The sequence below is a fragment of the Mannheimia sp. ZY171111 genome (assembly GCF_017750945.1).
In the GTDB taxonomy this organism is placed as follows: Bacteria; Pseudomonadota; Gammaproteobacteria; order Enterobacterales; family Pasteurellaceae; genus Mannheimia; species Mannheimia pernigra.
Genome location: NZ_CP046532.1, coordinates 583,812 through 605,481, shown reverse-complemented (window position 1 = coordinate 605,481; position 21,670 = coordinate 583,812). Strand labels below are relative to the sequence as shown.

General features: G+C 37.4%; 21 protein-coding genes and 1 rRNA gene. 14 read left to right on the top strand and 8 right to left on the bottom strand.

The features are described from left to right. Positions 1-75: 75 nt before the first annotated feature. The 4 genes from rrf (at position 76) to rraB (ending at position 1,960) form a co-directional block, all read left to right on the top strand. A 5S ribosomal RNA gene (gene rrf / locus GM698_RS02840) occupies positions 76-191 on the top strand. A 299-nt stretch (positions 192-490) separates the two neighbouring features. Continuing rightward, the gene (locus tag GM698_RS02835) at positions 491-910 is read left to right on the top strand and encodes a DUF805 domain-containing protein (protein ID WP_176809641.1); all 420 of its coding nucleotides are present in this window, start codon (positions 491-493) and stop codon (positions 908-910) included. 1 nt (position 911) lies between these two features. Then, positions 912-1,523, top strand: a complete 612-nt coding sequence (gene yihA, locus GM698_RS02830) for a ribosome biogenesis GTP-binding protein YihA/YsxC (RefSeq protein WP_176807934.1) — start codon at positions 912-914, stop codon at positions 1,521-1,523. A 14-nt stretch (positions 1,524-1,537) separates the two neighbouring features. Continuing rightward, entirely contained in the window at positions 1,538-1,960 is a 423-nt protein-coding gene (gene rraB, locus GM698_RS02825) for a ribonuclease E inhibitor RraB (RefSeq protein ID WP_209289630.1), read from the top strand. Between the two features lie 56 nt (positions 1,961-2,016). Here rraB and tusA read toward each other — a convergent pair whose 3' ends face one another. Continuing rightward, on the bottom strand, positions 2,017-2,259 hold the full coding sequence (gene tusA, locus GM698_RS02820; RefSeq protein ID WP_176807935.1) for a sulfurtransferase TusA: 243 nt from the start codon (positions 2,257-2,259) through the stop codon (positions 2,017-2,019). Positions 2,260-2,269: 10 nt separating this feature from the next. On the opposite strand from tusA, the gene pepQ reads away from it, so the two are divergent. The 5 genes from pepQ to nudC are packed head-to-tail and all read left to right on the top strand — an operon-like array spanning position 2,270 to position 6,358. After that, positions 2,270-3,586, top strand: a complete 1,317-nt coding sequence (pepQ, locus tag GM698_RS02815; RefSeq protein WP_209289629.1) for a Xaa-Pro dipeptidase — start codon at positions 2,270-2,272, stop codon at positions 3,584-3,586. Positions 3,587-3,593: 7 nt separating this feature from the next. Continuing rightward, positions 3,594-4,079: an FxsA family protein gene (locus GM698_RS02810; protein WP_176807937.1), complete on the top strand. Its 486-nt coding sequence runs from the start codon at positions 3,594-3,596 to the stop codon at positions 4,077-4,079. Then, entirely contained in the window at positions 4,079-4,927 is an 849-nt protein-coding gene (locus GM698_RS02805; RefSeq protein WP_176809644.1) for a DMT family transporter, read from the top strand. The genes GM698_RS02810 and GM698_RS02805 overlap by 1 nt, the downstream gene beginning before the upstream one ends. Then, a complete protein-coding gene (locus GM698_RS02800) occupies positions 4,924-5,607 on the top strand; it encodes a pseudouridine synthase (RefSeq protein WP_209289628.1) in 684 nt (227 codons plus the stop codon). Before GM698_RS02805 ends, GM698_RS02800 begins: the two co-directional genes overlap by 4 nt. Then, positions 5,600-6,358: an NAD(+) diphosphatase gene (gene nudC, locus GM698_RS02795; RefSeq protein WP_176812261.1), complete on the top strand. Its 759-nt coding sequence runs from the start codon at positions 5,600-5,602 to the stop codon at positions 6,356-6,358. Before GM698_RS02800 ends, nudC begins: the two co-directional genes overlap by 8 nt. Positions 6,359-6,439: 81 nt before the next feature. On the opposite strand, the gene GM698_RS02790 is transcribed toward nudC, so the two are convergent. After that, positions 6,440-8,107, bottom strand: coding sequence for a ribonucleoside-diphosphate reductase subunit alpha (locus GM698_RS02790; protein ID WP_176807941.1), 1,668 nt, complete (start codon positions 8,105-8,107; stop codon positions 6,440-6,442). Then, positions 8,094-9,071: a ribonucleotide-diphosphate reductase subunit beta gene (locus tag GM698_RS02785; protein WP_176807942.1), complete on the bottom strand. Its 978-nt coding sequence runs from the start codon at positions 9,069-9,071 to the stop codon at positions 8,094-8,096. The genes GM698_RS02790 and GM698_RS02785 overlap by 14 nt, the downstream gene beginning before the upstream one ends. A gap of 354 nt (positions 9,072-9,425) precedes the next feature. On the opposite strand from GM698_RS02785, the gene dusA reads away from it, so the two are divergent. Genes dusA through GM698_RS02770 form a run of 3 tightly spaced genes read left to right on the top strand, consistent with a single transcriptional unit; the run spans position 9,426 to position 11,421 of the window. After that, positions 9,426-10,403, top strand: coding sequence for a tRNA dihydrouridine(20/20a) synthase DusA (gene dusA, locus GM698_RS02780; protein ID WP_209289775.1), 978 nt, complete (start codon positions 9,426-9,428; stop codon positions 10,401-10,403). 18 nt (positions 10,404-10,421) lie between these two features. Next, positions 10,422-10,928 (top strand): DUF2301 domain-containing membrane protein, encoded by a 507-nt coding sequence (locus GM698_RS02775; RefSeq protein ID WP_176809647.1) that lies wholly within the window; start codon positions 10,422-10,424, stop codon positions 10,926-10,928. Positions 10,929-10,956: 28 nt separating this feature from the next. Further along, positions 10,957-11,421: a hypothetical protein gene (locus GM698_RS02770; RefSeq protein ID WP_176807944.1), complete on the top strand. Its 465-nt coding sequence runs from the start codon at positions 10,957-10,959 to the stop codon at positions 11,419-11,421. 61 nt (positions 11,422-11,482) lie between these two features. Here the strand turns inward: GM698_RS02770 and leuD are convergent, their stop codons facing one another. The 4 genes from leuD to hutZ form a co-directional block, all read right to left on the bottom strand. Then, on the bottom strand, positions 11,483-12,085 hold the full coding sequence (leuD, locus tag GM698_RS02765) for a 3-isopropylmalate dehydratase small subunit (protein WP_159630922.1): 603 nt from the start codon (positions 12,083-12,085) through the stop codon (positions 11,483-11,485). A gap of 13 nt (positions 12,086-12,098) precedes the next feature. After that, complete coding sequence (gene leuC, locus GM698_RS02760) at positions 12,099-13,517, bottom strand: 3-isopropylmalate dehydratase large subunit (RefSeq protein ID WP_159630920.1); 1,419 nt, start codon at positions 13,515-13,517, stop codon at positions 12,099-12,101. 392 nt (positions 13,518-13,909) lie between these two features. Then, on the bottom strand, positions 13,910-16,522 hold the full coding sequence (pepN, locus tag GM698_RS02755) for an aminopeptidase N (RefSeq protein WP_176812264.1): 2,613 nt from the start codon (positions 16,520-16,522) through the stop codon (positions 13,910-13,912). Positions 16,523-16,672: 150 nt separating this feature from the next. Then, positions 16,673-17,191 carry a heme utilization protein HutZ gene (gene hutZ / locus GM698_RS02750; RefSeq protein ID WP_176807946.1) on the bottom strand — a complete coding sequence of 173 codons (519 nt, stop codon included), beginning with the start codon at positions 17,189-17,191 and terminating at the stop codon, positions 16,673-16,675. A 158-nt stretch (positions 17,192-17,349) separates the two neighbouring features. On the opposite strand from hutZ, the gene GM698_RS02745 reads away from it, so the two are divergent. Continuing rightward, positions 17,350-19,770 carry a TonB-dependent hemoglobin/transferrin/lactoferrin family receptor gene (locus GM698_RS02745; protein ID WP_238348741.1) on the top strand — a complete coding sequence of 807 codons (2,421 nt, stop codon included), beginning with the start codon at positions 17,350-17,352 and terminating at the stop codon, positions 19,768-19,770. Positions 19,771-19,827: 57 nt separating this feature from the next. After that, the gene (gene hutX, locus GM698_RS02740; protein ID WP_176807948.1) at positions 19,828-20,334 is read left to right on the top strand and encodes a heme utilization cystosolic carrier protein HutX; all 507 of its coding nucleotides are present in this window, start codon (positions 19,828-19,830) and stop codon (positions 20,332-20,334) included. Positions 20,335-20,409: 75 nt separating this feature from the next. Here the strand turns inward: hutX and GM698_RS02735 are convergent, their stop codons facing one another. Then, entirely contained in the window at positions 20,410-21,627 is a 1,218-nt protein-coding gene (locus tag GM698_RS02735; protein WP_176812833.1) for an aromatic amino acid transport family protein, read from the bottom strand. Positions 21,628-21,670: the final 43 nt, after the last annotated feature.

The window sequence follows — 21,670 nt, the reverse complement described above, 5'->3', positions numbered from 1 at the left end:
AATAAACTCAGAATCAACAGCTTGTTTTTAGATTAAAGAACAAAAAATAGAAAGACAGAAAATCAACAAGATTTTCCCGACGACAATAGTGCTGTGGTTCTACCTGATTCCATACCGAACTCAGAAGTAAAACGCAGTGACGCCGATGGTAGTGTGGTGATTCGCCATGTGAGAGTAGGGCATCGTCGGGGCTTATTTTAAATCTCAAACAAAGCAAAAACCTCAAGCTTAGTGATAGGCTTGAGGTTTTTGCTTTTTCATTTTTAAAAAAGCAAAAAAGCAAAAAAGCAAAAAAGCTAAAATGGCAAAAAATATAAGTAAAATGACCGCTTGTAGCAATACTTGCGGTCTGGGCGTGTGAGATTGAAAATGCAAATTTAGAGATGTAACGCTATATTAAAGAAAGTGAATATTTGATAGAATGAAGCCGTATTTTTGACTCCAATATATTGATTTTGTTTGAATAATTAGATTTCTCTTTAGGATAAATATGCTTTGGTATAATGTACTTTTTGGCTTTAAAGGTAGATTAAACAGACGAGGTTTTTGGATAGGTTTGTTAATTAACTTTGTTTTTTTATTAATAGCCGTTATTTTTATGGTTGATTTAGCTAATTTTACCTTTTTAAGTTTTCTTCCTCTGTGGATTTCAGTTTTTAGTTTATCTGCAATTATTGTTAAACGCTTACATGATAGAGATCGTTCAGGCCAAGCTCTTTTAATGGTGCTTGTACCAATTATCTGTTATTTAGCATCACTCTATACACAAGGCATAATGCAGATATTGTTGGGGAATGTAATGCCTGCCGTTATTACTATGATCCTCCTATTAGAATGGGGTGTTTTTAAAGGAAATCGAAATCCCAATAAATACGGTGAGCGAGGCTTATCGTTTAAATTAAGAGAATAAAATGAAATTAAATTATCATAAAACCCATTTTTTAACTTCAGCACCAGATATTCGTCATTTGCCTGAAGATGTAGGGGTGGAAATTGCCTTTGCAGGACGTTCAAATGCAGGCAAATCAACGGCATTAAATGCTTTAACCAACCAAAAAAGTTTAGCTAGAACTTCAAAAACACCAGGAAGAACTCAACTAATTAATTTATTTGGAGTTGAACCAAACTGTAAATTAGTGGATTTACCAGGCTATGGTTATGCGGCTGTTCCAGAGCAGATGAAAATTCAATGGCAAAAAGCTTTGGGCGAGTATTTACAAAACCGAGAATGCTTAGGTGGTGTGGTGATTTTGATGGATATTCGTCACCCGTTGAAAGATCTGGATCAACAAATGATTGAATGGGCAGTTTCGGCAGATTTACCGGTTCTATTACTATTAACCAAAGCGGATAAATTAAGCCAATCTGCTCGCTCGAAACAAGTTAAAATGGTACGAGAAGCAATCTTACCTTTCCAAGGGGATATTCAAGTTGAGTCTTACTCAGCATTAAGTAAAATTGGTGTGGATAAACTCTCTGCTAAATTAGATAGCTGGTTTGCTCCTGTACTAAGCATAGAATAATTGAGGAATTGAGTATGTATAATTTAGAACAATTACAAGCTGAAACTAATGAAATTATTCAGAATTTATTAAAAGATGGCTCAGATCCTGATGCTTTATATATTATTGAGCATCACGTTGCACACCGTGATTTTGATAAATTAGAGAAATTAGTCGTTGATGCCTATAAACTTGGTTATGAAATTTCGGAAGCTGAAGAGGTGGAAGAAGAGAATGGAAAAGTCATTTTTGTCTGCGATATTGTGAGTGAAATTAACTTAAATGCGGATTTAATTACTGCACAGCAAAAAGAATTGCTGCCACTAATTCAAAAAGCAGGTGCGGAATATGAAGGTTGGGGAACTTACTTTGAAGATCCAAATGCTGATGAAGATGAGTATGGTGATGATGGCGAGTTTTTTGATGACGAAGACTATGATGAGCTGAATCTTCATTAAAATAATAAGCGGTAAAATAATGTAAATTTTTTGCATAATTTCACCGCTTGTATTTTTTATTCTAATCCTTTTTTTATCCAATAGTGATAGGGAGAAGACGAAATCTCTTTTTGAAGAAGTTGGTGATCCATAAATTCGCAAAAGCTTGGAATATCACGGGTAGTTGCTGGGTCATCAGCGATAATATGCAGAACCTCACCATCTTTCATCATACGGATTGTTTTACGTGTTAGCATAACAGGCTCAGGGCAACGTAGCCCCAAAGTATCCAATTCTCTATTTACAATTAACTTATTCATTCTATTTCCTATGAAAACATTATTCTCTGAACATATCTCTCGCTTGCAAAAAGTGGTGCAAGACATACTTGAAAAAGCCTTTTTAGATGGCTTATGGATTTATTCGGGCAAAGCAAAAACCTGGTTTTTAGACGATCAAACAGCCCCTTTTAGAATTAATCCTTATTTTAATTACTTTTTCCCTTATCCCCAAGCTGAAAATTGTTGGTTATGCCTAGATGGTAAAAATAAGCCGAAAATCTACTTTTATGCTCCTGAAGATTATTGGGTTTCTACCCCTAAAGTACCAACAGATTCTTTTTTTGCAGACGAATTTGAATGGGTTTTATTGAAATCTGAACAGGAAATTGCAAAATTTATCCCAAATCCGACCGCTTGTGCCTTTATTGGAGAAGATGTTGGATTGGCAAATTCACTCGGTTTTAGCCAAATTAATCCGCAGAAAATATTGAATATACTCAATTTCGAGCGTTCGATGAAAACTGAATTTGAGATTGAAAGCATTTACCAAGCCCAATTTTCTGCGTTGAAAGGCCATCAAGCCGCTAAAGAGGCCTTTTTTGCAGGCAAAAGTGAGTTTGAAATTAACCTTGAATATTTGAAGACGACGAAGCAGTCAGAGTTAAATGTGCCTTATGGCAATATTATGGCGATTAATTATCACAGTGCGGTATTGCATTATACTGCTTTGGATTTTGATACCAACACAAAACGCTATAGTTTTTTAATTGATGCAGGTACAACGGTAAATGGTTATGCTTCAGATTTGACTAGAACTTATGCCTTTGATAGTTCATCAGAATTTGCCGAATTAGTCGCTAAAATGGACAAATTTAAGTTAGATATTATTGCTGAGTTATCTATTGGTATCAATTACTTGCATTACCATACTCGAATGCAGCAGATGATTTCTCAGCTTTTAGCTGAACATCAATTTATTCATTTATCGGCACAACAGATTTTTGAAGAAGGTATCAGCCGAACCTTTTTCCCGCATGGTTTAGGGCATTTATTAGGTATTCAGGTTCACGATGTTGGTGGCTTTCAACAAAATCTGAGAGGCAGCCACAAAGCACCACCAGAAGCTTATCCAAGTCTGCGTTGCACTCGTGATTTACAAGAAAATATGGTGTTGACGATTGAGCCTGGTTTCTATTTTATTGATATGTTGCTTAATAGCTGGAAAAATAGTCGTTATTCGTCAGCCTTTAACTGGCAGAAAATTGAAGATTTTAAACGCTTCGGTGGAATTCGTACTGAAGATAATATTGTAATAAGAGCCTCAGGTGCGGAAAACCTAACCGCAAAAGCAGAATTAAAAGTGTGAGGAAATAATGCCTATTTTAATTATCCTTTTTGGTGTTTTCTTTTATATCTATGGTGAAATTTCACTTCTAGTTAGTATAGGTTCAGAAATTGGCGTGCTACCTACTATTTTATTGTTAGTCGCCATCTCTTTTCTGGGCTTATGGTTTGTGAAATTAAGAGGTATTTACACCCTTTATTCAATTAAGCAGGATCTTAGCCAAGGCAAAATGCCAACGCAGGCGGTGAGTAATTCGATAATGTTTGTTTTTGCGGGTATTTTATTGATTATTCCTGGATTTTTAAGTGATATTTTGGCAATTTTATGCGTTTTGCCATTTAGTCGAAAACTGATTCAAGACTTTGTAATTAATCGAGTGAAAAATAAACTTTTTATGCGTTTTACCTCACAAAACACTCATTTTCATTCACAATCGAGCCCAGATAACAACACGTTCGATGCCGAATTTGAACGTAAACCAGAACCGCAAGATGAAAATAAAAGGATCAAATAATGGATAAAAGAACACTTGCTCTTTTAAAAGTACATTGCACAGCGGTATTTTTTGGTGCTTCAGGTATTTTTGGTGCATTAATTCAAAGCTCTGCGGAAACGATTGTACTAGGGCGAGTGATGATTGCATTTGCTATGATCTCTTTGTATTTTTTATGGAAAAAACAACCGCTTGTAAAGTTAAATCTCAAGCAAATTGGACAACAAGCCGTATCGGGTGGCTTGCTAGCTGCCCACTGGGTTACTTTTTTTACTGCGGTTAAAGTTGGTGGAGTTGCTGTAGCAACGCTTGGTTTTGCCAGTTTTCCTGCTTTTGTTGCCTTATTTGAAAGTTTATTTTTCCGTGAGAAATTACGTTTTCGTGAGGTGGTGCTACTGATTGCGATCACTATCGGCTTGATTTTAGTCACTCCTGAATTTACCTTTGGTAATGAAGCAACGCAAGGCTTGCTCTGGGGCATCTTATCGGCATTGGTTTATGGTATTTTAGCGGTATTTAACCGTAATACGATGAGTAAAATTTCGGGCGTACAGTCAAGTTGGTGGCAATATATTTTTGCAACGCTTTTGCTGTTTCCTTTTTCTATCACTGAATTTCCTCAGGTTTCTGCCCAAGATTGGTTTTGGATTTTTTGTGTCGGTTTTTTATGTACCACGTTTGCTTATACGCTCTTTATTTCAAGCCTTGACACTATTAATGCTCGTACCGCTTCAATGATTATTTCGTTAGAACCCGTGTATGCTATTGTGATTGCGTGGATTTGTTTCGGTGAAATGCCAACCTTTAGAATGATTATCGGTGGTGCGATTATTTTACTTTCTGTTGCTTGGGCAAATTTGAAAAAATGAAGCAACCCACTTTTAAAAGAGCAATAAACAAGCGGTCAAATTTTGCTAAAAATTTACAAAAAAATGCTAAAAAACGACCGCTTACCTTTGCCGAAACCATTGTCGTGTTATTTAATAAACCCTATGACGTGCTAACTCAATTTACCGATGAGCAGGGGCGAAAAACGTTAAAGGATTTTATTCCAATTCCAACTATTTACCCCGTTGGTCGGTTAGATAGAGATAGCGAAGGTTTATTGATGTTAACCAATAATGGAGAACTTCAACATCGTTTATCACACCCAAAATTTGAGAAACAGAAAATCTATTGGGTGCAAGTAGAAGGCGTGCCAACCTTAGCAGATTTAGCTAAATTAGAAAAAGGTGTGGCCCTAAAAGATGGTTTAACGCAGCCCGCTAAAGCAAAAACAATAGCCAAGCCTCACTATAATTGGCAAACCGCCCCTAAAATTCGTGAGCGGAAAACGATTCCAACCAGTTGGATAGAGCTGAGTATTTATGAGGGTAAAAATCGTCAGGTCAGACGAATGACGGCACATATCGGTTTTCCAACTTTACGTTTAATTCGTGTTGGATTAGGCAATTTTGAATTAGCGGATTTAAACAGCGGAGAATACCGCATTCTATCGGAAAGCGAAAAACGTAAATTATTCAAGCAATTAGGATTGAAAGATGAATAAAGGGTATTGGGTTATTGTTAAAGATTTTGATATTGCTTTGGTTAAAGGTGAAATTCCTTGTGGTTTTGCAGAAGAGTTTGGCTTGAGTGAGCGTGAGAAATTAGCGATAGGATTTTATCAAAATCTGCCTGTTTATTTAGTTAAAGCATTAGAAATAGATAGTGAAAGAGAATTTGCCTATTTAAGAACACAAATTGGGCGAGAGATTGAGCTGGGGCATTTATTGCATAGGGCTGCTTCGTTAAATCATTTTTTTCATACCCATCAATTTTGTGGTAAATGTGGGGAGAAGGCGGTATTGGCAGAGGATGAAATTGCTATTTGTTGTAATACTTGCGGTAATCGGGTTTATCCAACTATTAGCCCTTCCATTATTGTCGCTATACGTAAAGGCAGACAAATTCTACTGGCAAATCATTTGCGGCATAAAGGCACTATTTATACGACGTTAGCTGGCTTTGTTGAGGCTGGAGAGTCTGTGGAAAATGCGGTTCATCGAGAAATATTTGAAGAAACAGGTTTGAAAGTCAAAAATGTGCGTTATTTTGGTAGCCAGCCTTGGGCGTTTCCTAATTCGTTGATGCTTGGTTTTTTAGCAGACTATGAGAGTGGTGAAATTATCTTACAAGAGGAAGAGATTTGTGATGCGAAATGGTTTGACTGCGATGAGTTATTACCTGAAATTCCACAAAAAGGCACAATTGCTTTTGAGTTAATTCAAGCAACATTGAAGTTGTGTAGAGAAGAGTAAAGTAGGAAAAATTATTATTTGCACTGTGGTAAAAAATGCTGAATAACTTTCATTATTCAGCATTTCTTTTTCTAAGTTTAATTACCCTTCACAACTTGAGCAGCTTAGTAAGTTGCGGTTAAACACTTGAGCTGCACTCATTGAGTTTTGGTAGTAAATGGATTTTAGGCCTAACTCTTCAGCGGTTAAGTATAGTTGATTCAGATCGCGTGCTGGTGTTGCGGGGTGAATCATCAGATTAATACTTTGACCCTGATCGATATATTGTTGGCGTTGAGCGGCTTGCTGAATAATGCTTAATTGGCTGATTTCAGCAAAAGTTTTAAACACCTCTTTTTCATGATCGGAAAGCTGTGCTAAATGTTGAACAGATCCATCATTACGTAAAATCGATTCCCAAATTTCTTCCGTATCTAGCCCTTTTTCTTGTAGTAATTTTTCTAAGAACGGATTTTTATAGACGGTTTTGATCTTCGCTAAATCTTTTACATAGTAATTTGATTTAAATGGCTCAACCGAAGGAGAAACACTGCCTAAAATAAAACTGCTTGATTTAGTTGGGGCGATACTCATTAATGTTGTATTGCGACGACCATAACCTTCTAAAATTTCTGGTTCTCCAAACCGTTGTGCAAGTTCTTGTGACGCTTTTAAGGTTTTTTCTTGCAGCGTTTTGAAAATTTCATTATTTTTTTGCATTGCTTGGAAGCTATCAAAGGCAATATTATTAGCTTGTAAATAGCTGTGCCAGCCCAGAACGCCTAACCCTAACGCGCGGTGGCGAACTGCAAAGCGATTTGCACGATCTAAGAATGGAACCGATTTACTTTTCTCAATAAATTCGCTCATTACCACATCTAAGAAGTAAGTTAATACTTCTGGTGCATCAGTATCTTTCCACTCATCAAAATAGAGTAGGTTCATTGAAGATAAACAGCATACAAAACTCTCATCGTTACTTGATGGTAACATAATTTCAGTACATAAGTTTGATGCGTGAATGGTCATATTTTTATCTTTATAGACATCAGGTCTGCCTGCGTTTGCATTGTCTTTAAAGAATAAATAGGGGATACCGGTTTCAGTTTTACGTTGCAATAATTTTGCCCAAAGCTGACGTTTGTATGGATCGCCTGCTTTCATAGATTCTAACCAATCGTGGCCAACGCACACACCGTAGTACATTAATTGGATAGGATTACCTTCAGTGTGAATATCTAACCATTCATCAATATCGCCATGCTCAATATCAATATAACCAGCAAATTGACCTTTGCGAGAGGTGCCTTGAGAAATAACATCAATTACCGTATCGAATAATTTACTGAAGTTAAATGAACCGTCGGACTTACCGTTATTTTTAATTAAAGAACCACGTGGACGAATATCCCCAAAGTAGGCTGATGTACCGCCACCGATTTTGCTCATCATCCCTACTTCAGCGGTTGTTACCATAATTTCGTGGATAGAGTCGCCAATGTAGCTGCCAAAACAAGAGATAGGTAAGCCACGATCTAAACCGAAGTTTGACCAAATGGGTGACGAAAGAGAAAAGTACCCTTTTGCCATATAGTGATAAAATTTATCGGCATAGCCTTCAATGCCAAGTTTTCGTTCTGCGTGTTCGGCAATAAAACGAATACGATCTAATGCGGTCGTGCCTTCCAATAAATAGCCACGTTGTAAGAATAAACGGCTGTCTTCATTAAGCCAATCGAAGTCTGGGCGGTCGGTATTAAAATAAGTCATCTGCTGTAATCTGCTTCATTTTTTTAGAATAATCGGTACTACGTTTATTAAAGAAATCCGTTTCTTTGGTTGAAAGAATTTCGATATCAAACCATTCAGTTTCTTTTAACAATTCAGGATCGATATTATGTGGCGGTTCTAAACCTAAAATACTGAGAGAATTGTTGTAGCGATTTTTAATGTAGTTTTCTACCGTTGCTTTGGTGATAAAGCTTAAATCGCCTTCTTCAAAAATCCAATCTAAAATACTACGCTCAGCTTCAAATGCTTGAGTAGCAAGGATTTCTAAATCTTTAAAAAATTCTGGTGTGAAAAGTTCATTATGTTCATCGCGTAAAATTTCGTATAACGCAATACCAAATTTTCCGTGAATTTCTTCTTCTTTTGAGGTTGCTTCAACAGCATTTGAGATGCCTTTAAAGAGATTTTTATGCTTGTTAAAAGACATCATAATAATGAACTGTCCGAATAATGATATATGCTCGACAAATAAAGAAAATAGCACCAACGATAAAACAAATTCGCCTTTGCCTGCATCTTTATCTTTCATAAAACTTTCCATATAACGAATACGATTCATTAATGGCTCAATTTCGTGAATTTGGCTAAACATATCGTTTAAGCCTAGCTTTTCCAATAAGAATGAGTAAGCATCTTTATGACGCACTTCACTTTCTGCAAAAGTACCACCTACATCATCCATTTCTGGTTTAGGGAAATAACGGTATAACTCACCCCAGAAACGTTTTACATTTACTTCTACTTGGGAAATGGCAAGCATTGCACGCGTGAGTACGTGACGCTCGTGATCATTAATAGTCGTACGATAATCTTGAATATCGCCAGTAAAGTTAAACTCGGTATGTAACCAATAAGAGTGGCGAATAGCATCTTTAAATTCAAGAAGCTCAGGATACTCATACGGCTTAATATTTAAGCGTTTTTGGAAAAGATTTCTAGACATATTCTTAGGCTCTATCTTAAATTTTAATCATCAATCTGAGAGATGATTGTATGCAAAAAAAGTTAGAAGACAAGACTTGACAATTGCGCTTTTTAGTTTGTTTTTGTTAGTTGTTTGATTTATAAAGGAAAATAGTTTTGTAAATTTTCTTGTCAATATATTGTGTCTAAATTGTGGTCTAACTACTATATGTTGTGTTTTATTCTCTTTTAAAATGGCATAGTTAAATTCAATAAGCTTTGGTGAAGCTATGTTTAGTGGGTTTTTTAGAGTATGATAGCTGCCTGTTTTTATTGGCTACAAGCGGTCATTTTTCTAGAAAATTTTACTCTTTTTAACCGCTTTTTTGATTTTATGAATATGAATACTGAACAATTTTATCGTGGACGCTTTTCAGTTGCACCAATGTTGGATTGGACAACTCGCCACTGCCGTTATTTCCATCGTCAATTTAGTCAATATGCGTTACTTTATACGGAAATGATCACTTCTCCTGCGATTATTCACGCTAAATATGATTTACTCGAATACGATAGAAATGAAAATCCTGTTGCATTGCAATTAGGTGGAAGCGATCCTGCACAACTTGCTCATTGTGCGAGGTTGGCGGAAGAGCGAGGCTATGCGGAAGTGAATTTGAATGTAGGTTGCCCCTCTGACCGTGTGCAAAATGGTATGTTTGGGGCTTGTCTAATGGCAAAAGCAGATTTAGTCGCGGATTGCATTAAGGCAATGCAAGATGCGGTAGAAATTCCTGTTACCGTTAAACATCGTATTGGGATTGATGAGCTAGATAGTTATGAATTTCTCTGTGATTTCATTGAAAAAATACAACCTTATAGCAATGATTTCATTGTTCACGCCCGTAAAGCGTGGCTTACAGGCTTAAGCCCAAAGGAGAACCGTGAAATTCCACCGCTGGATTATGAACGTGTTTATCAGCTTAAACGTGATTTTCCGCATCTCAATATTACTATTAATGGTGGGATCAAAACGATTGCAGAAATTAAGCACCATCTGCAATTTGTTGATGGAGTAATGATTGGGCGTGAGGCGTATCAAAATCCATCCATATTAGGCAAAATTGATTCGCAAATTTTTGGTGAAAATCGACCGCTTGTCACCGCGAAAGAAGCTGTGGAAAAAATGTTCCCTTATATTGAGCGAGAACTGTCTAAAGGCGTTTATTTGAACCACATTGTTCGCCATATGCTCGGAGCATTTCAAAATTGTAAAGGTGCAAGGCAATGGCGGCGACATCTCAGTGAAAATGCCACTAAACAAGGTGCTGGCGTAGAAGTGGTTGAGCAAGCTCTTGCGTTTATTAGCTAACTTTTTAAAGGAGACATTATGGCAGATCCACATATTAAATCGCCTATGGATTTTTGGGATTATTTGACCGTTATTATTTACCGTAGCGGTTTTGTGTTAGCGACATTAATGTTGTTTTCGTTGCCTTATTACACATCCACGGCGCAATTGGGTTTATTGATGGCTGGTACAATGCTGGCTTCATCATTACATCTTTATGACAAAACATTCCGTCTGATTTTTCAATTTTCAGCGTGGTTAGGGTTACTTTGTTATATCACTAATTTACCGCTATTAGCCCTAGGGGCAATGCTGTTGGTTATTGGTGGATTAAGTTATAAAGAGTATTTCTGCTTTAGAATATTTGGCTTGAATTTTCAGCCAATATTAGTTACCGCTTTGTGGGTAGCATTTATGTTAGAGTGGTCTTTATTAGTTCAAATTCTTAGCATTACTTGTGGGGTATTACTTTTAGTATTGAGCGTTCAGAAATGGCGAATGCCGCTGCATTTTGATATTGGCGATAAAAGCAAATATCAGGTGTAAGTTTTTATATGATTTTAGTGGAATTTTTATGCACAAATTTAAAATTGCCTTAATAACAGCCGCGGTAGTTGGCTTATTTGCTTGTACGCCATCACAGCAACAAAAAACAACGCAACAAAAGCCACAGGTAAGTTATTTAAAAGAGAATATCAGCCAAGCAGAGCTAAATAATCCGAAAAACTATAAGCGATATAGCTATTACTGTAAGAATTTTGCGACAGGTGGCAATTCTTATCTAGCGACTTATTTTCCACTTTGGTCTGAGAGCCGTAAGCAAGAGAATTTTGGGATCTATTTCCAACTTGATGGCGGAAAAGCATATCCTTTTGATCATATTGCGAATATCAGCTTGAATGCGAGATCAACCAAGTTTGAGGTGCGTTATCGCTCTTATCAGCCAATTGAAGGGAGCTATGTAGATCTAGTCGCTCATAAGTTTAAGTCAATTTATTATAAAAATAGTTTGCCTTGGCTGGAGTGTCGAGAAAGATAGAAGTTAGCAAAAGAAGAAAATGGCTAGCGTAGAAAATGCTAGCCATTTTTTATGGTTTAAACTAGCGTAAAAACGCTGGAATGTTTTGCTCGTAAGCAGAAATTGCCGCTTCGTGTTGGAGTGTTAAACCAATATTATCTAAACCGTTTAGCAAACAGTGGCGACGGAATTCGTCTAGTTCAAAAGTATAAACTTTTTCGCCAACGGTCACTGTCATTGCTTCTAAATCGACGTGGATTTGCTCGCCCTCGTTTGCCCACACCCATTGGAAGATTTCTTCCACTTCTTCTTCCGTTAATTTGATTGGAAGCATATGGTTGTTTAAGCTGTTGTTATAGAAAATATCTGCAAAACTTGGGGCAATCATCACTTTAAAGCCATAATCTGCTAATGCCCAAGGGGCGTGTTCACGCGAAGATCCACAGCCTAAGTTTTTACGCGCAAGTAAAATGGTTGCACCTTGATATTGTGGGTAATTCAGCACAAAATCAGGGTTTGGTTGTGTCTCTTCTGCATCTAAATAACGCCATTCGTGGAAAAGGTGTTTACCAAATCCAATACGGGTAATTGCTTGTAAAAACTGTTTTGGAATGATTGCATCAGTATCCACGTTCGCTATATCAAGAGGAACGACTAAGCCTGAATGTTGTTTAATACCTGCCATTTTTTCCTCCTATTTATGCGTTTAATGAAACGTTACGAATATCAACAAATTTACCGAATACAGCAGCAGCTGCAGCCATTGCTGGGCTAACTAAGTGGGTGCGACCATTACGCCCCTGACGGCCTTCAAAGTTGCGGTTTGACGTCGAAGCACAACGCTCCCATTCGCCTAAACGGTCATCATTCATACCTAAGCACATAGAGCAACCTGGATTACGCCATTCTGCCCCTGCTTCAATAAAGATTTTGTCTAATCCTTCTTTTTCAGCTTGCTCTTTCACTAAGCCAGAGCCTGGTACAACAAGAATACGTTTTACATTATCTGCTTTTTTGCGTCCTTTCATCACCGCAGCCGCAGCACGTAAATCTTCAATACGAGCATTGGTGCAAGAGCCGATAAACACTTGATCAACAGCAACATCTTTCATATCTGTATAAGCATCTAAACCAATATAAGCCAATGCTTTTTCTGCTGAAGCACGAGTAACAGGATCTGCCATTTCTTCAGGGTTAGGAATGACTTCATTGATCCCGATAACTTGTCCTGGGTTTGTTCCCCAAGTGACTTGTGGTGCAATATCTTTGGCTTCTAAAATCACCTCCGCATCATAAACGGCACCCTCATCGGTTTTCAAGGTTTTCCAATATTCGACGGCATCGTCCCAATCTTTGCCTTTTGGTGCATTGGGACGATCTTTTAAGTAAGCAAAAGTGGTTTCATCTGGGGCAACAATCCCCGCTTTTGCACCAAACTCAATTGCCATATTACATACCGTCATTCTACCTTCCATTGAAAGATCTCGAATGGCTTCGCCACAGAACTCAACCACATAGCCTGTACCACCTGCCATTGTCGTTTTGCCGATAATCGCAAGTACGATGTCTTTTGCGGTAATACCTGGGTTGACTTTGCCACGCACTTCTACTTTCATACTTTTCGCACGGGTTTGCTTTAAGGTTTGGGTCGCTAAAACGTGCTCTACTTCAGAGGTTCCGATACCAAATGCTAATGCACCGAAAGCACCGTGAGTCGCTGTGTGAGAATCGCCACATACAATGGTCATACCTGGTAAGGTTAAGCCTTGTTCAGGTCCCATAACATGCACAATACCTTGCTGTTTTTTGGTAATGTCGAATAATGAAATCCCTGTTTCTTCACAGTTTTTTTCTAATTCTAATACTTGGATTTTTGCTTGCCCTTCAAGCTGCTGCACATCACGCACTTGGGTAGAAATACTGTGATCCATCGTACCAAATGTTTTGCTGACTTGGCGAACTTGACGCCCAGCAACACGTAAGCCATCAAAAGCTTGAGGGCTGGTCACTTCGTGAATGAGATGGCGGTTGATATAGATAATTGGCGTTTCGCCTTCAGCTTCATACACAACGTGTGAATCGAAAAGCTTTTGATATAGTGTTCTGGCTTGTTGCATAAAATGTTCCCACTTAAAAGGATAATTTTGTAATACAAGCGGTGATTTTTGTAAAAAATTTAGCAAAATCGACCGCTTGTTAATGATGAATATGAATATAGCGACTAAAAAAACGAAAGTAAAACAGTATTTTGACAAAAATTAAGGATTTTTATTCTGCTAGATAAAGCTAAAAATAGCTTTAATGAGTAATTTTTAGCATTTTATGCTAAATGATTGAGTGATTGTAGTAAGTTATCTAGTTATTATGAGAGTTTATAGTGCTATTTTCTTTGGTGTTTTTTAGCCAATTTTTATATTAGATGAGAGATGAATAAGTAAGCGGTTAAATTTATTCAAAAAGTTGCAAACTTTTTTAGAAATTTAACCGCTTGTATTATGGTATTGCTGATTTAATCTAATGCCTTGTCGATTTTTTCAAATAAATCACGAGCGAGATTGTCCATCTCACGTAAACGTTCTAACCCACGACGCATTAGGGTTTGGCGTTGATTATCATAGCGAGAGAGTTTAATGAGTGGCTCAATTAAACGTGCTGCCACTTGCGGGTTGCTTTCATTGAGTTTAATCAGCGTATCTACCAAGAAGCGGTAGCCTGAACCATCAATTGCGTGGAAGGCTTTCGGGTTTTGGCTGCAGAATGCTCCTACCAATGAACGCAAGCGATTAGGATTGTTAAAATTAAAACTTGGGTGTTTCATTAAATCTTGCACAATCGCTAATACGTTTTTATCTGGCCGAGTAGCTTGAATCATAAACCATTTGTCCATTACTAAGCTGTCGTGTTTCCATTTTTCCTCAAAGTCAGTTAATAATGTGTCACGGCAACTAAGCTGAGCTTTACTCGCAGCTTGTAGTGCAGCTAGGGTATCGGTCATATTATTGGCATTACGGTAGTGTTTATGTACAAGGGGATTGCCTAAGTCGGTAAAGGCTAAATAGCTTAAGCAAACATTATTTAAGGCTCGTTTAGCAATATCTTTGGCAACCACTTGGTAATCGCTACATTTGTTTTGGTTGTACACGGCTAATAATTTATCTTGTAGTGCTTGAGCAATCGAATGTTGCATAAACTCACGCACAAGAGCAATACCTATAGGGTCAATGTTTTTAAATGATTCTGCAAATTCGGTTTCTTTTGGCAGTGTCAGTGTTAGTGCGGTTAATTCAGGCGAAGTTGCTGAATTATCTAACACGAAAGTGAGGGCATCCACTAAACCCTCCGAGAAGCTAAACGGCTGACTTTGCTGATAACGGCTTAAATTTTCACGCAGCTCGTTAGTGTAGAGCATTTGTGCAGCGTCCCAACGAACAAAATCATTTTCAGCATATTTGAGTAAAGTTAAAAGTTGTTCAGTAGTATAGTTATAATCTAAACGTACTGGAGCGGAGAAGTCGCATAATAATGCAGGCACAGGACGTTGTGTGACATGATGAAACTCAAAGGTTTGATGTTCTGCAATGATATCTAACACATTACTTATTTTTAATAGTTCATTTTGTAATGGAATGGGTTTTCCATCATTTTCGCCATATAATGCTACTTTCAGTGGAATATGTAAGTTTAATTTTTCCAGCTGATCGTGCGTTGGCGGTGTCATTTGCGAAATATGTAAGCGATAGGTTTTATGTGTTTCATCATATTCATCCGAAATAGTTAATTCGGGTGTACCTGATTGGCTATACCAACGGCGGAATTGTGCTAAATTAATGCCTGAAGCCTCTTCCATTGCTTTCACAAAATCTTCACAAGTTGCGGCTGAACCATCGTGTCTTTCCACATATAGCTTCATTCCTTTTTGGAAATTGTCTTCGCCTAGTAGTGTGTGGATCATACGAATAATTTCTGCGCCTTTTTCATACACGGTTACGGTATAAAAATTATTCATTTCAATGACTTTTTCTGGGCGAATTGGGTGTGCCATTGGGCTGGCATCTTCTGCAAATTGTACGGTACGCAGTAAACGCACATCTTCAATACGTTTTGCTGAGCGATCCCATAAATCAGAGGTAAATTCCTGATCACGGAAGACGGTTAATCCCTCTTTTAGGCTTAATTGGAACCAATCACGGCAAGTAATGCGGTTGCCTGTCCAGTTATGGAAATATTCGTGGGCAATGACAGCCTCAATATCTAAATAATCACTATCCGTTGCAGTTTCTGGTTTGGCTAATACGAATTTAGAGTTGAAAATATTCAAGCCTTTATTTTCCATTGCTCCCATATTAAAGAAATCAACGGCAACAATCATATAAATATCTAAATCGTATTCTAAACCAAAGCGGTCTTCGTCCCATTTCATTGAGCGTTTTAGGCTCTCCATCGCCCAAGGGGCACGATCTAAATTGCCACGATCCACATAAATTTCTAATTTAACCTCACGCCCGCTTTTGGTAATAAATTTATCTTCTAGAAGATCGAAATCACCTGCCACTAATGCAAATAAATAGCTTGGTTTAAAAAATGGATCTTGCCATTCTACCCAATGTTTACCGTCTTCTAGCTCGCCTTGTGCGATGCGGTTACCATTTGAAAGTAGGTAGGGATATTTACTCTTACTAGCGGTAATTTTTGTTGTATATTTTGCAAGTACATCCGGGCGGTCAAGCATATAAGTAATTTGTCTAAAACCCTCAGCCTCACATTGTGTACAAAGCCCATCGCCCGATTGATATAAACCTTGTAGAGAGGTATTTTGTGCAGGATTTAAGGCTGTTTCAATTTGTAGCTCGAAACGGTCAGAAGGCATATCTGCTAAATTTAGCGTTAAAGATTCATCATCTTTTTGGTAACAAGAAAACGGCTTGCCATTAAATTTGATAGAAAGGAAATCAAAACTATGTCCGTCTAATTTAAGCATAGTTGCTTCAACATTTTTACGTTCAATGGTTAATGTTGAGGTGACTAATGTGCGTTCAGGATCTAACTGAAAGTCGAGATAAATATCAGTAATGGTGAAATCTGGTGCTCTGTAATCTTTTCTGAATTTTGCTTTAGGTTGCATAGGATTTCCTTTTTGATTGGCATTTTTGCCGATAAAGTTGTGTGGGCTATTGTACTAAAATCATTGCAAATTTTCCAAGAAATATGACCGCTTGTATAAAATGAAACGGCTATAAATATTGATTTATAGCCGTTTGGGAGAATATGAGTATTATATGTTTTGATGCCCTTGATCGAGATGTACTAAGTTGATTAAATCATCAGCTCCCACATCAAATGCTTTGCCGAAGCCTTTTACAAATAATCCTGAGATAGGCTTAAAACTAAATAAGGTAAAGTCTTGCATCTTGGCTAGCTCATCAACTAAATGACCGTGGCGGTTTTTTAATGCTTCAATTGCTGTTTGCCATTCCGTTTCTTGACGTGTAATCATTCTGGCTGTTGCCTCAAAGGTTAAACGGCGACGAGCAAATATTTCGCGGCTTTTGCTCTCATCATCAATGAGCATAAGAGACACTTTTGGTACTTCAAGTAAATTACGTGCGTGACGAGCAATGGTAGAAATAAGCACTTGATATTCGCCGTTATGAATGACAAAAGGTGCGTAGCTTACATTTGGTGTGCCATCTTTATCTAGTGTTGCCATTACAATGGTCTTAATTTGCTGTTTTAAATCTTCGATTTCAGGTCCTAAGCGATTTTGTAATACTTCTTGACGGTTTGTTGTCATTATGTCTCCTTATTAAGTCTTTTAACTATTTTGAGGAATTATAAATTAACTTAAACCTATAAAGCAATATGATAATCATTATTGACTGCAAGATTGATGTCGTTGATAATATATTTAATAATCAAAAATTGATTAATATTTACTTAAGGAGAACGATTTTGTTTATTCATTATTCTGCGAACCAACATAAATTAAAGTTAAGTCTGTTAGCTTTAAGCATAAATAGTATTTTGATATCGCATACGTTGTATGCTAAAGAGGTTGCGGAATTATCTGAAATCCGTGTTGTAGCTCAAGGAGACGTTAAAGCGTCATTAGAGAGAAAAGCGAAAGAAGCAATTCAACAAGAACTTATTCAAAATAATCGAGATATAGTTCGCTATAGCCCTGATGTTGGGGTTGTCAATCAAGGTAGGCATCAAAAAGGATTTGCTATTCGCGGAGTTGAGGATAATCGTATTGGAATAAGTATTGATGGAGTAGCACTGCCTGATTCTGAGGAAAATTCTCTTTATAAACGTTATGGTAATTTAAATACGTCTCGTCAATCTATTGATCCAGAGTTAGTTCGTACTATTGAAGTATCAAAAGGAGCAGATTCTTTTAATCAAGGTAGCGGACACTTGGGAGGCGGGGTTAATTATCGGACACTTGAGGCTGATGATATTGTGCGTCATAGCAATAAATTTGGTGCTTTTTATCGTACAGGTTATGCCACTCGTAATAATGAATGGATAAATACGTTCGGTGTTGGGTATTTAGGTGAGCAAGCAGAAGCTGTATTATTATACTCAAATCGTTATGGTCATGAAATGGAAAGTGCTGGCGGCTATACAATTCCTGAAGATTCGTTATACACCAGAACTATTGGTAGAAGTAAACAAACGCCTGATGATTCTACTCATAAAAATCATAGTTACTTGGCAAAATTTGCTTACCGTTTTAACGATAAACATCGTATTGGTATTTCGTATAGTGGTCAAAATAACAATAATTATATTATTGAGGATTCTGCCGTTTATTTAAGTTCATATTGGCGTGAGGCGGAAGATCGTAGTAAGCGTAATACTGTCAATGTATTTTATGAATTTTTCCCAGAGTCTAAGTGGATTGCTTCCGTAAAAGCTGATATAGATTATCAAGATACAGAAACATCAGCTTATAACTATGAAGGAAAGCGAGCAGAGCCTGCAACTAAATGGACGCCAGCTCAAGAACGAATGCCTAGTGATACGAATATTCGTATTTTTAGTACAGAATTAAAACGTTTAAACTTCCGTATAGACAGCCAAGTTTTAGAATTGGGTAAATCAACTCATCAATTCTCATTCAAATCCTCAACAGCACAAAGAAATTTTGATGTGCTACATAAAGACTCAGTTTATGTATCTGGTGCTTGGTCGCATTTGCCGAATTCAACAATGATGCACCCAATTAAAAGCAAGCAAGATTATTTATTATTACAAGACATTATAGACTTAACCAATAATTGGGAAGCGAAAGTCGGTATTCGTTATGACTGGGCGAAATACGAACAAAAGGAACTTGCCGGCTTAAAATGTCAAAATTGTGTCAAAACAGAGAATGCTAAATTTAACCAGATAACTTGGACTGCAGGCTTAGAAAAGCAAGTTAATGATATTTGGAAAGTGGCTTATAATATTGGCACTGGCTTTCGTATACCAAATGCATCAGAAATGTATTTCGATTATCGAAATAATGCTGCTGGAGCGTGGATGTCAAACCCCAACTTAAAAGCGGAACATAGTTTAACCCAAAATTTAAGCCTGCAAGGGCAAGGTAATGCAGGGCAATTTTCCGTGAATTTGCACCATACAAAGTATAAAGATTTTTTATGGGAGCAAGAAACTTGGGATGTTTATCAGGCTTATGGCAAAGAGTTTTGGCGACCTGTTCAACAAATGCAAAATATAGACGCTGCGAAAATCTATGGTCTAGAAGTAACGGGTAAATGGAATTTGAATTCTGCTATATCTATTCCTGAGGGTTGGAAGCTATTTGGCTCATTAGGTTATAGCAAGGGAAATATGTCAAATGGAGCCGATTTACTCTCTATTCAGCCGATCAAAGCTGTTATTGGTTTAGATTATGAGCAACCAGAGGGTAAGTGGGGCATCTTCTCGCGTTTAACGTTTTTAGGTGCGAAAAAAGCGAAAGAGGCAAAATATTTTAAAACATTACCAGAAAAATGTGTGAAAGAGCAGAAAACCCCAAATCCTTACTATCCATATTGGGGGAATGAATATGAGGTTCGCTGTACCGAATATGCTCACGAAACAAGTTTAGATAAATGGAAGCATTTAAACGCAAAAGCTTTTATCGTTGATTTATATGGTTTTTATAAACCAACAGAAAATATTACTTTGCGTGCGGGTGTTTACAATTTATTTAACCGTAAATATCACACTTGGGATACATTACGTGGTTTAAATACAACGGGTGGTGCGGTTAATTCTGTCGGCGTTCGTGAAAACCACAAATATGGTGGTTATCCAGGTTTGCAACGCTACTACGAGCCAGGACGGAATTTCTCAGCAAGTTTTGAGTATCGTTTCTAATTATTTATTTTATAAAGGGAGCTTTAGGTTAAGGCTCTCTTTTCTTAGGAAGAATTTATGTTATTACCAGAACAACAAATAGCTTTACGTAATGAATTAAAAGAAAATCCAGCTCAAATTTTAGAGATGGTTGCCTCGAAATATCAATGCTCGCTGGAAGAGGTAATGCTTAGCCTACCATCGGATATGCTTAAAGTAACAGGTGGAGAGCGTTTTGCTGAAATTCTACAAGACATTCACGAGTGGGACGATTCAATCACTTTTATTGTGCATACGGAAGATGCGATTGTAGAGTTTGTTGGTAAGCTTCCAAGCGGTTCAATTTCGCGTGGATTTTACAATTTTGAACATAAAGAAAGCGGTGGCTTACAAGGGCATTTACGTTATGAAAATTGTGCCAAAATCTACTTGCTTGATAGACAATTTATGGGCAAGCGTACCGTTTCCCTGATTTTTATTAACAAGAAAGGCAATGCGATGTTTAAGATTTTTGTTGGTAGAGAAAAAGTAGGCGGTGCATTAAAAGAAGAACAAATCAGGGCTTTATATAAATTAATTGGCTAAATTTGCAAAAAATTAATGAAATTTGACCGCTTGTCATTGTTAAAAAGGCTGCAACTTCGCAGCCTTTCTCATTGGTTAGCCGATAGCTTGTGGTAAATAACCTAACTGAATTAAAAATGGAATAATCATAATGATGATACCAGCAATTAATGCAACCACTAAGGCTAAATTACCACCGATTACTCGATAAGGTAGATTTGGGTGCTGGCTGCGTGCTTTCCACGCCAAACCGATGGGTAAAATCATACCGTAGAATGCAAAGAGTAGCCCAGCATAACCTAATGCCATAATAAAACCATCTGGGTAGAACAGTGCAAATAACAGCGGTGGGGTGAAAGTGGCAATAGTTAACCATAAACGGTTAGCCGGTAAATTTAATCGTTTTAATAAATCGCTCATACCTTCAAAAATACCCATAGATACGCCTAAGAATGAGGTAATGAGAGCAAGTACAGAGAATAGTCGAACCATTTCGCCTAAAACTGTGCTATCTGTAATTTGGCTGGTTGCGGTAACTAATCCATTTAATGTCGGGTCTTGCATAAGAATGGTGGTAAATTCATTTTGACTTAATACACCGTGTGTGGCGAATTGCCACAATAAATAGGCAACTAATGGAATAGCTGTACCGATATAAATTGATTTACGAATTTTACCGATATCTGCATCTAAATAGGTGTTAATTGTTGCCATAATGACGTGGAAACCAAATGCTGTAAAGAAAATAGGCACAGCAGAAATCACCAGTAAATTATCTAACGGAATGGCAGTTAAGTTTTCTAATTGAGCTTTTGGCAGCATCATCATTAATACGGCGATAAAAGCGACGATCTTTCCAAGAAATAATACCCTGGTTAAACCATCAACGGATTTTACCCCGATAACCACAAAAGCACCTAATACGACAGTAAAGGCTAAAATACTGATTTTAAGTTTCATGTCAGCATCTGCTATTTCAGGCATAATACCCGCAAGTAACGAACCACCACCTGTAATATAAGCAGAAAGTAACGCGTATAGTAAAACTAATAAACTAAAGGTTGCCAGCACACGTCCCATTATGCCGAAGTATTGCTCAGCAAGGCTTGCCACGCCAGCATCTTTTTGTGGAGCGGTTTGATACACTTCCATAAACAATAAACCAGTGTAAGCCAATAATGCCCAAAGCCCAATTAGTAATAAAGCCGTTGCACCGAACCCCATACCCGCAGAGGTGAGTGGCATTGCAAGCATACCTGCACCAATGGTTGTGCCCGCAATCATTAATGCACTGCCTAAGATTTTATTTTTCATCATTGTGTTTAATATAATTAAAAAGGAACGTATTTTATCAGAA

Bases quoted from the DNA above. Each gene is read 5' to 3' on its own strand.
- GM698_RS02835 (WP_176809641.1), top strand. From the start codon at position 491: ATGCTTTGGTATAATGTACTTTTTGGCTTTAAAGGTAGATTAAACAGA.
- yihA (WP_176807934.1), top strand. From the start codon at position 912: ATGAAATTAAATTATCATAAAACCCATTTTTTAACTTCAGCACCAGAT.
- rraB (WP_209289630.1), top strand. From the start codon at position 1,538: ATGTATAATTTAGAACAATTACAAGCTGAAACTAATGAAATTATTCAG.
- tusA (WP_176807935.1), bottom strand. From the start codon at position 2,259: ATGAATAAGTTAATTGTAAATAGAGAATTGGATACTTTGGGGCTACGT.
- pepQ (WP_209289629.1), top strand. From the start codon at position 2,270: ATGAAAACATTATTCTCTGAACATATCTCTCGCTTGCAAAAAGTGGTG.
- GM698_RS02810 (WP_176807937.1), top strand. From the start codon at position 3,594: ATGCCTATTTTAATTATCCTTTTTGGTGTTTTCTTTTATATCTATGGT.
- GM698_RS02805 (WP_176809644.1), top strand. From the start codon at position 4,079: ATGGATAAAAGAACACTTGCTCTTTTAAAAGTACATTGCACAGCGGTA.
- GM698_RS02800 (WP_209289628.1), top strand. From the start codon at position 4,924: ATGAAGCAACCCACTTTTAAAAGAGCAATAAACAAGCGGTCAAATTTT.
- nudC (WP_176812261.1), top strand. From the start codon at position 5,600: ATGAATAAAGGGTATTGGGTTATTGTTAAAGATTTTGATATTGCTTTG.
- GM698_RS02790 (WP_176807941.1), bottom strand. From the start codon at position 8,107: ATGACTTATTTTAATACCGACCGCCCAGACTTCGATTGGCTTAATGAA.
- GM698_RS02785 (WP_176807942.1), bottom strand. From the start codon at position 9,071: ATGTCTAGAAATCTTTTCCAAAAACGCTTAAATATTAAGCCGTATGAG.
- dusA (WP_209289775.1), top strand. From the start codon at position 9,426: ATGAATATGAATACTGAACAATTTTATCGTGGACGCTTTTCAGTTGCA.
- GM698_RS02775 (WP_176809647.1), top strand. From the start codon at position 10,422: ATGGCAGATCCACATATTAAATCGCCTATGGATTTTTGGGATTATTTG.
- GM698_RS02770 (WP_176807944.1), top strand. From the start codon at position 10,957: ATGCACAAATTTAAAATTGCCTTAATAACAGCCGCGGTAGTTGGCTTA.
- leuD (WP_159630922.1), bottom strand. From the start codon at position 12,085: ATGGCAGGTATTAAACAACATTCAGGCTTAGTCGTTCCTCTTGATATA.
- leuC (WP_159630920.1), bottom strand. From the start codon at position 13,517: ATGCAACAAGCCAGAACACTATATCAAAAGCTTTTCGATTCACACGTT.
- pepN (WP_176812264.1), bottom strand. From the start codon at position 16,522: ATGCAACCTAAAGCAAAATTCAGAAAAGATTACAGAGCACCAGATTTC.
- hutZ (WP_176807946.1), bottom strand. From the start codon at position 17,191: ATGACAACAAACCGTCAAGAAGTATTACAAAATCGCTTAGGACCTGAA.
- hutX (WP_176807948.1), top strand. From the start codon at position 19,828: ATGTTATTACCAGAACAACAAATAGCTTTACGTAATGAATTAAAAGAA.
- GM698_RS02735 (WP_176812833.1), bottom strand. From the start codon at position 21,627: ATGAAAAATAAAATCTTAGGCAGTGCATTAATGATTGCGGGCACAACC.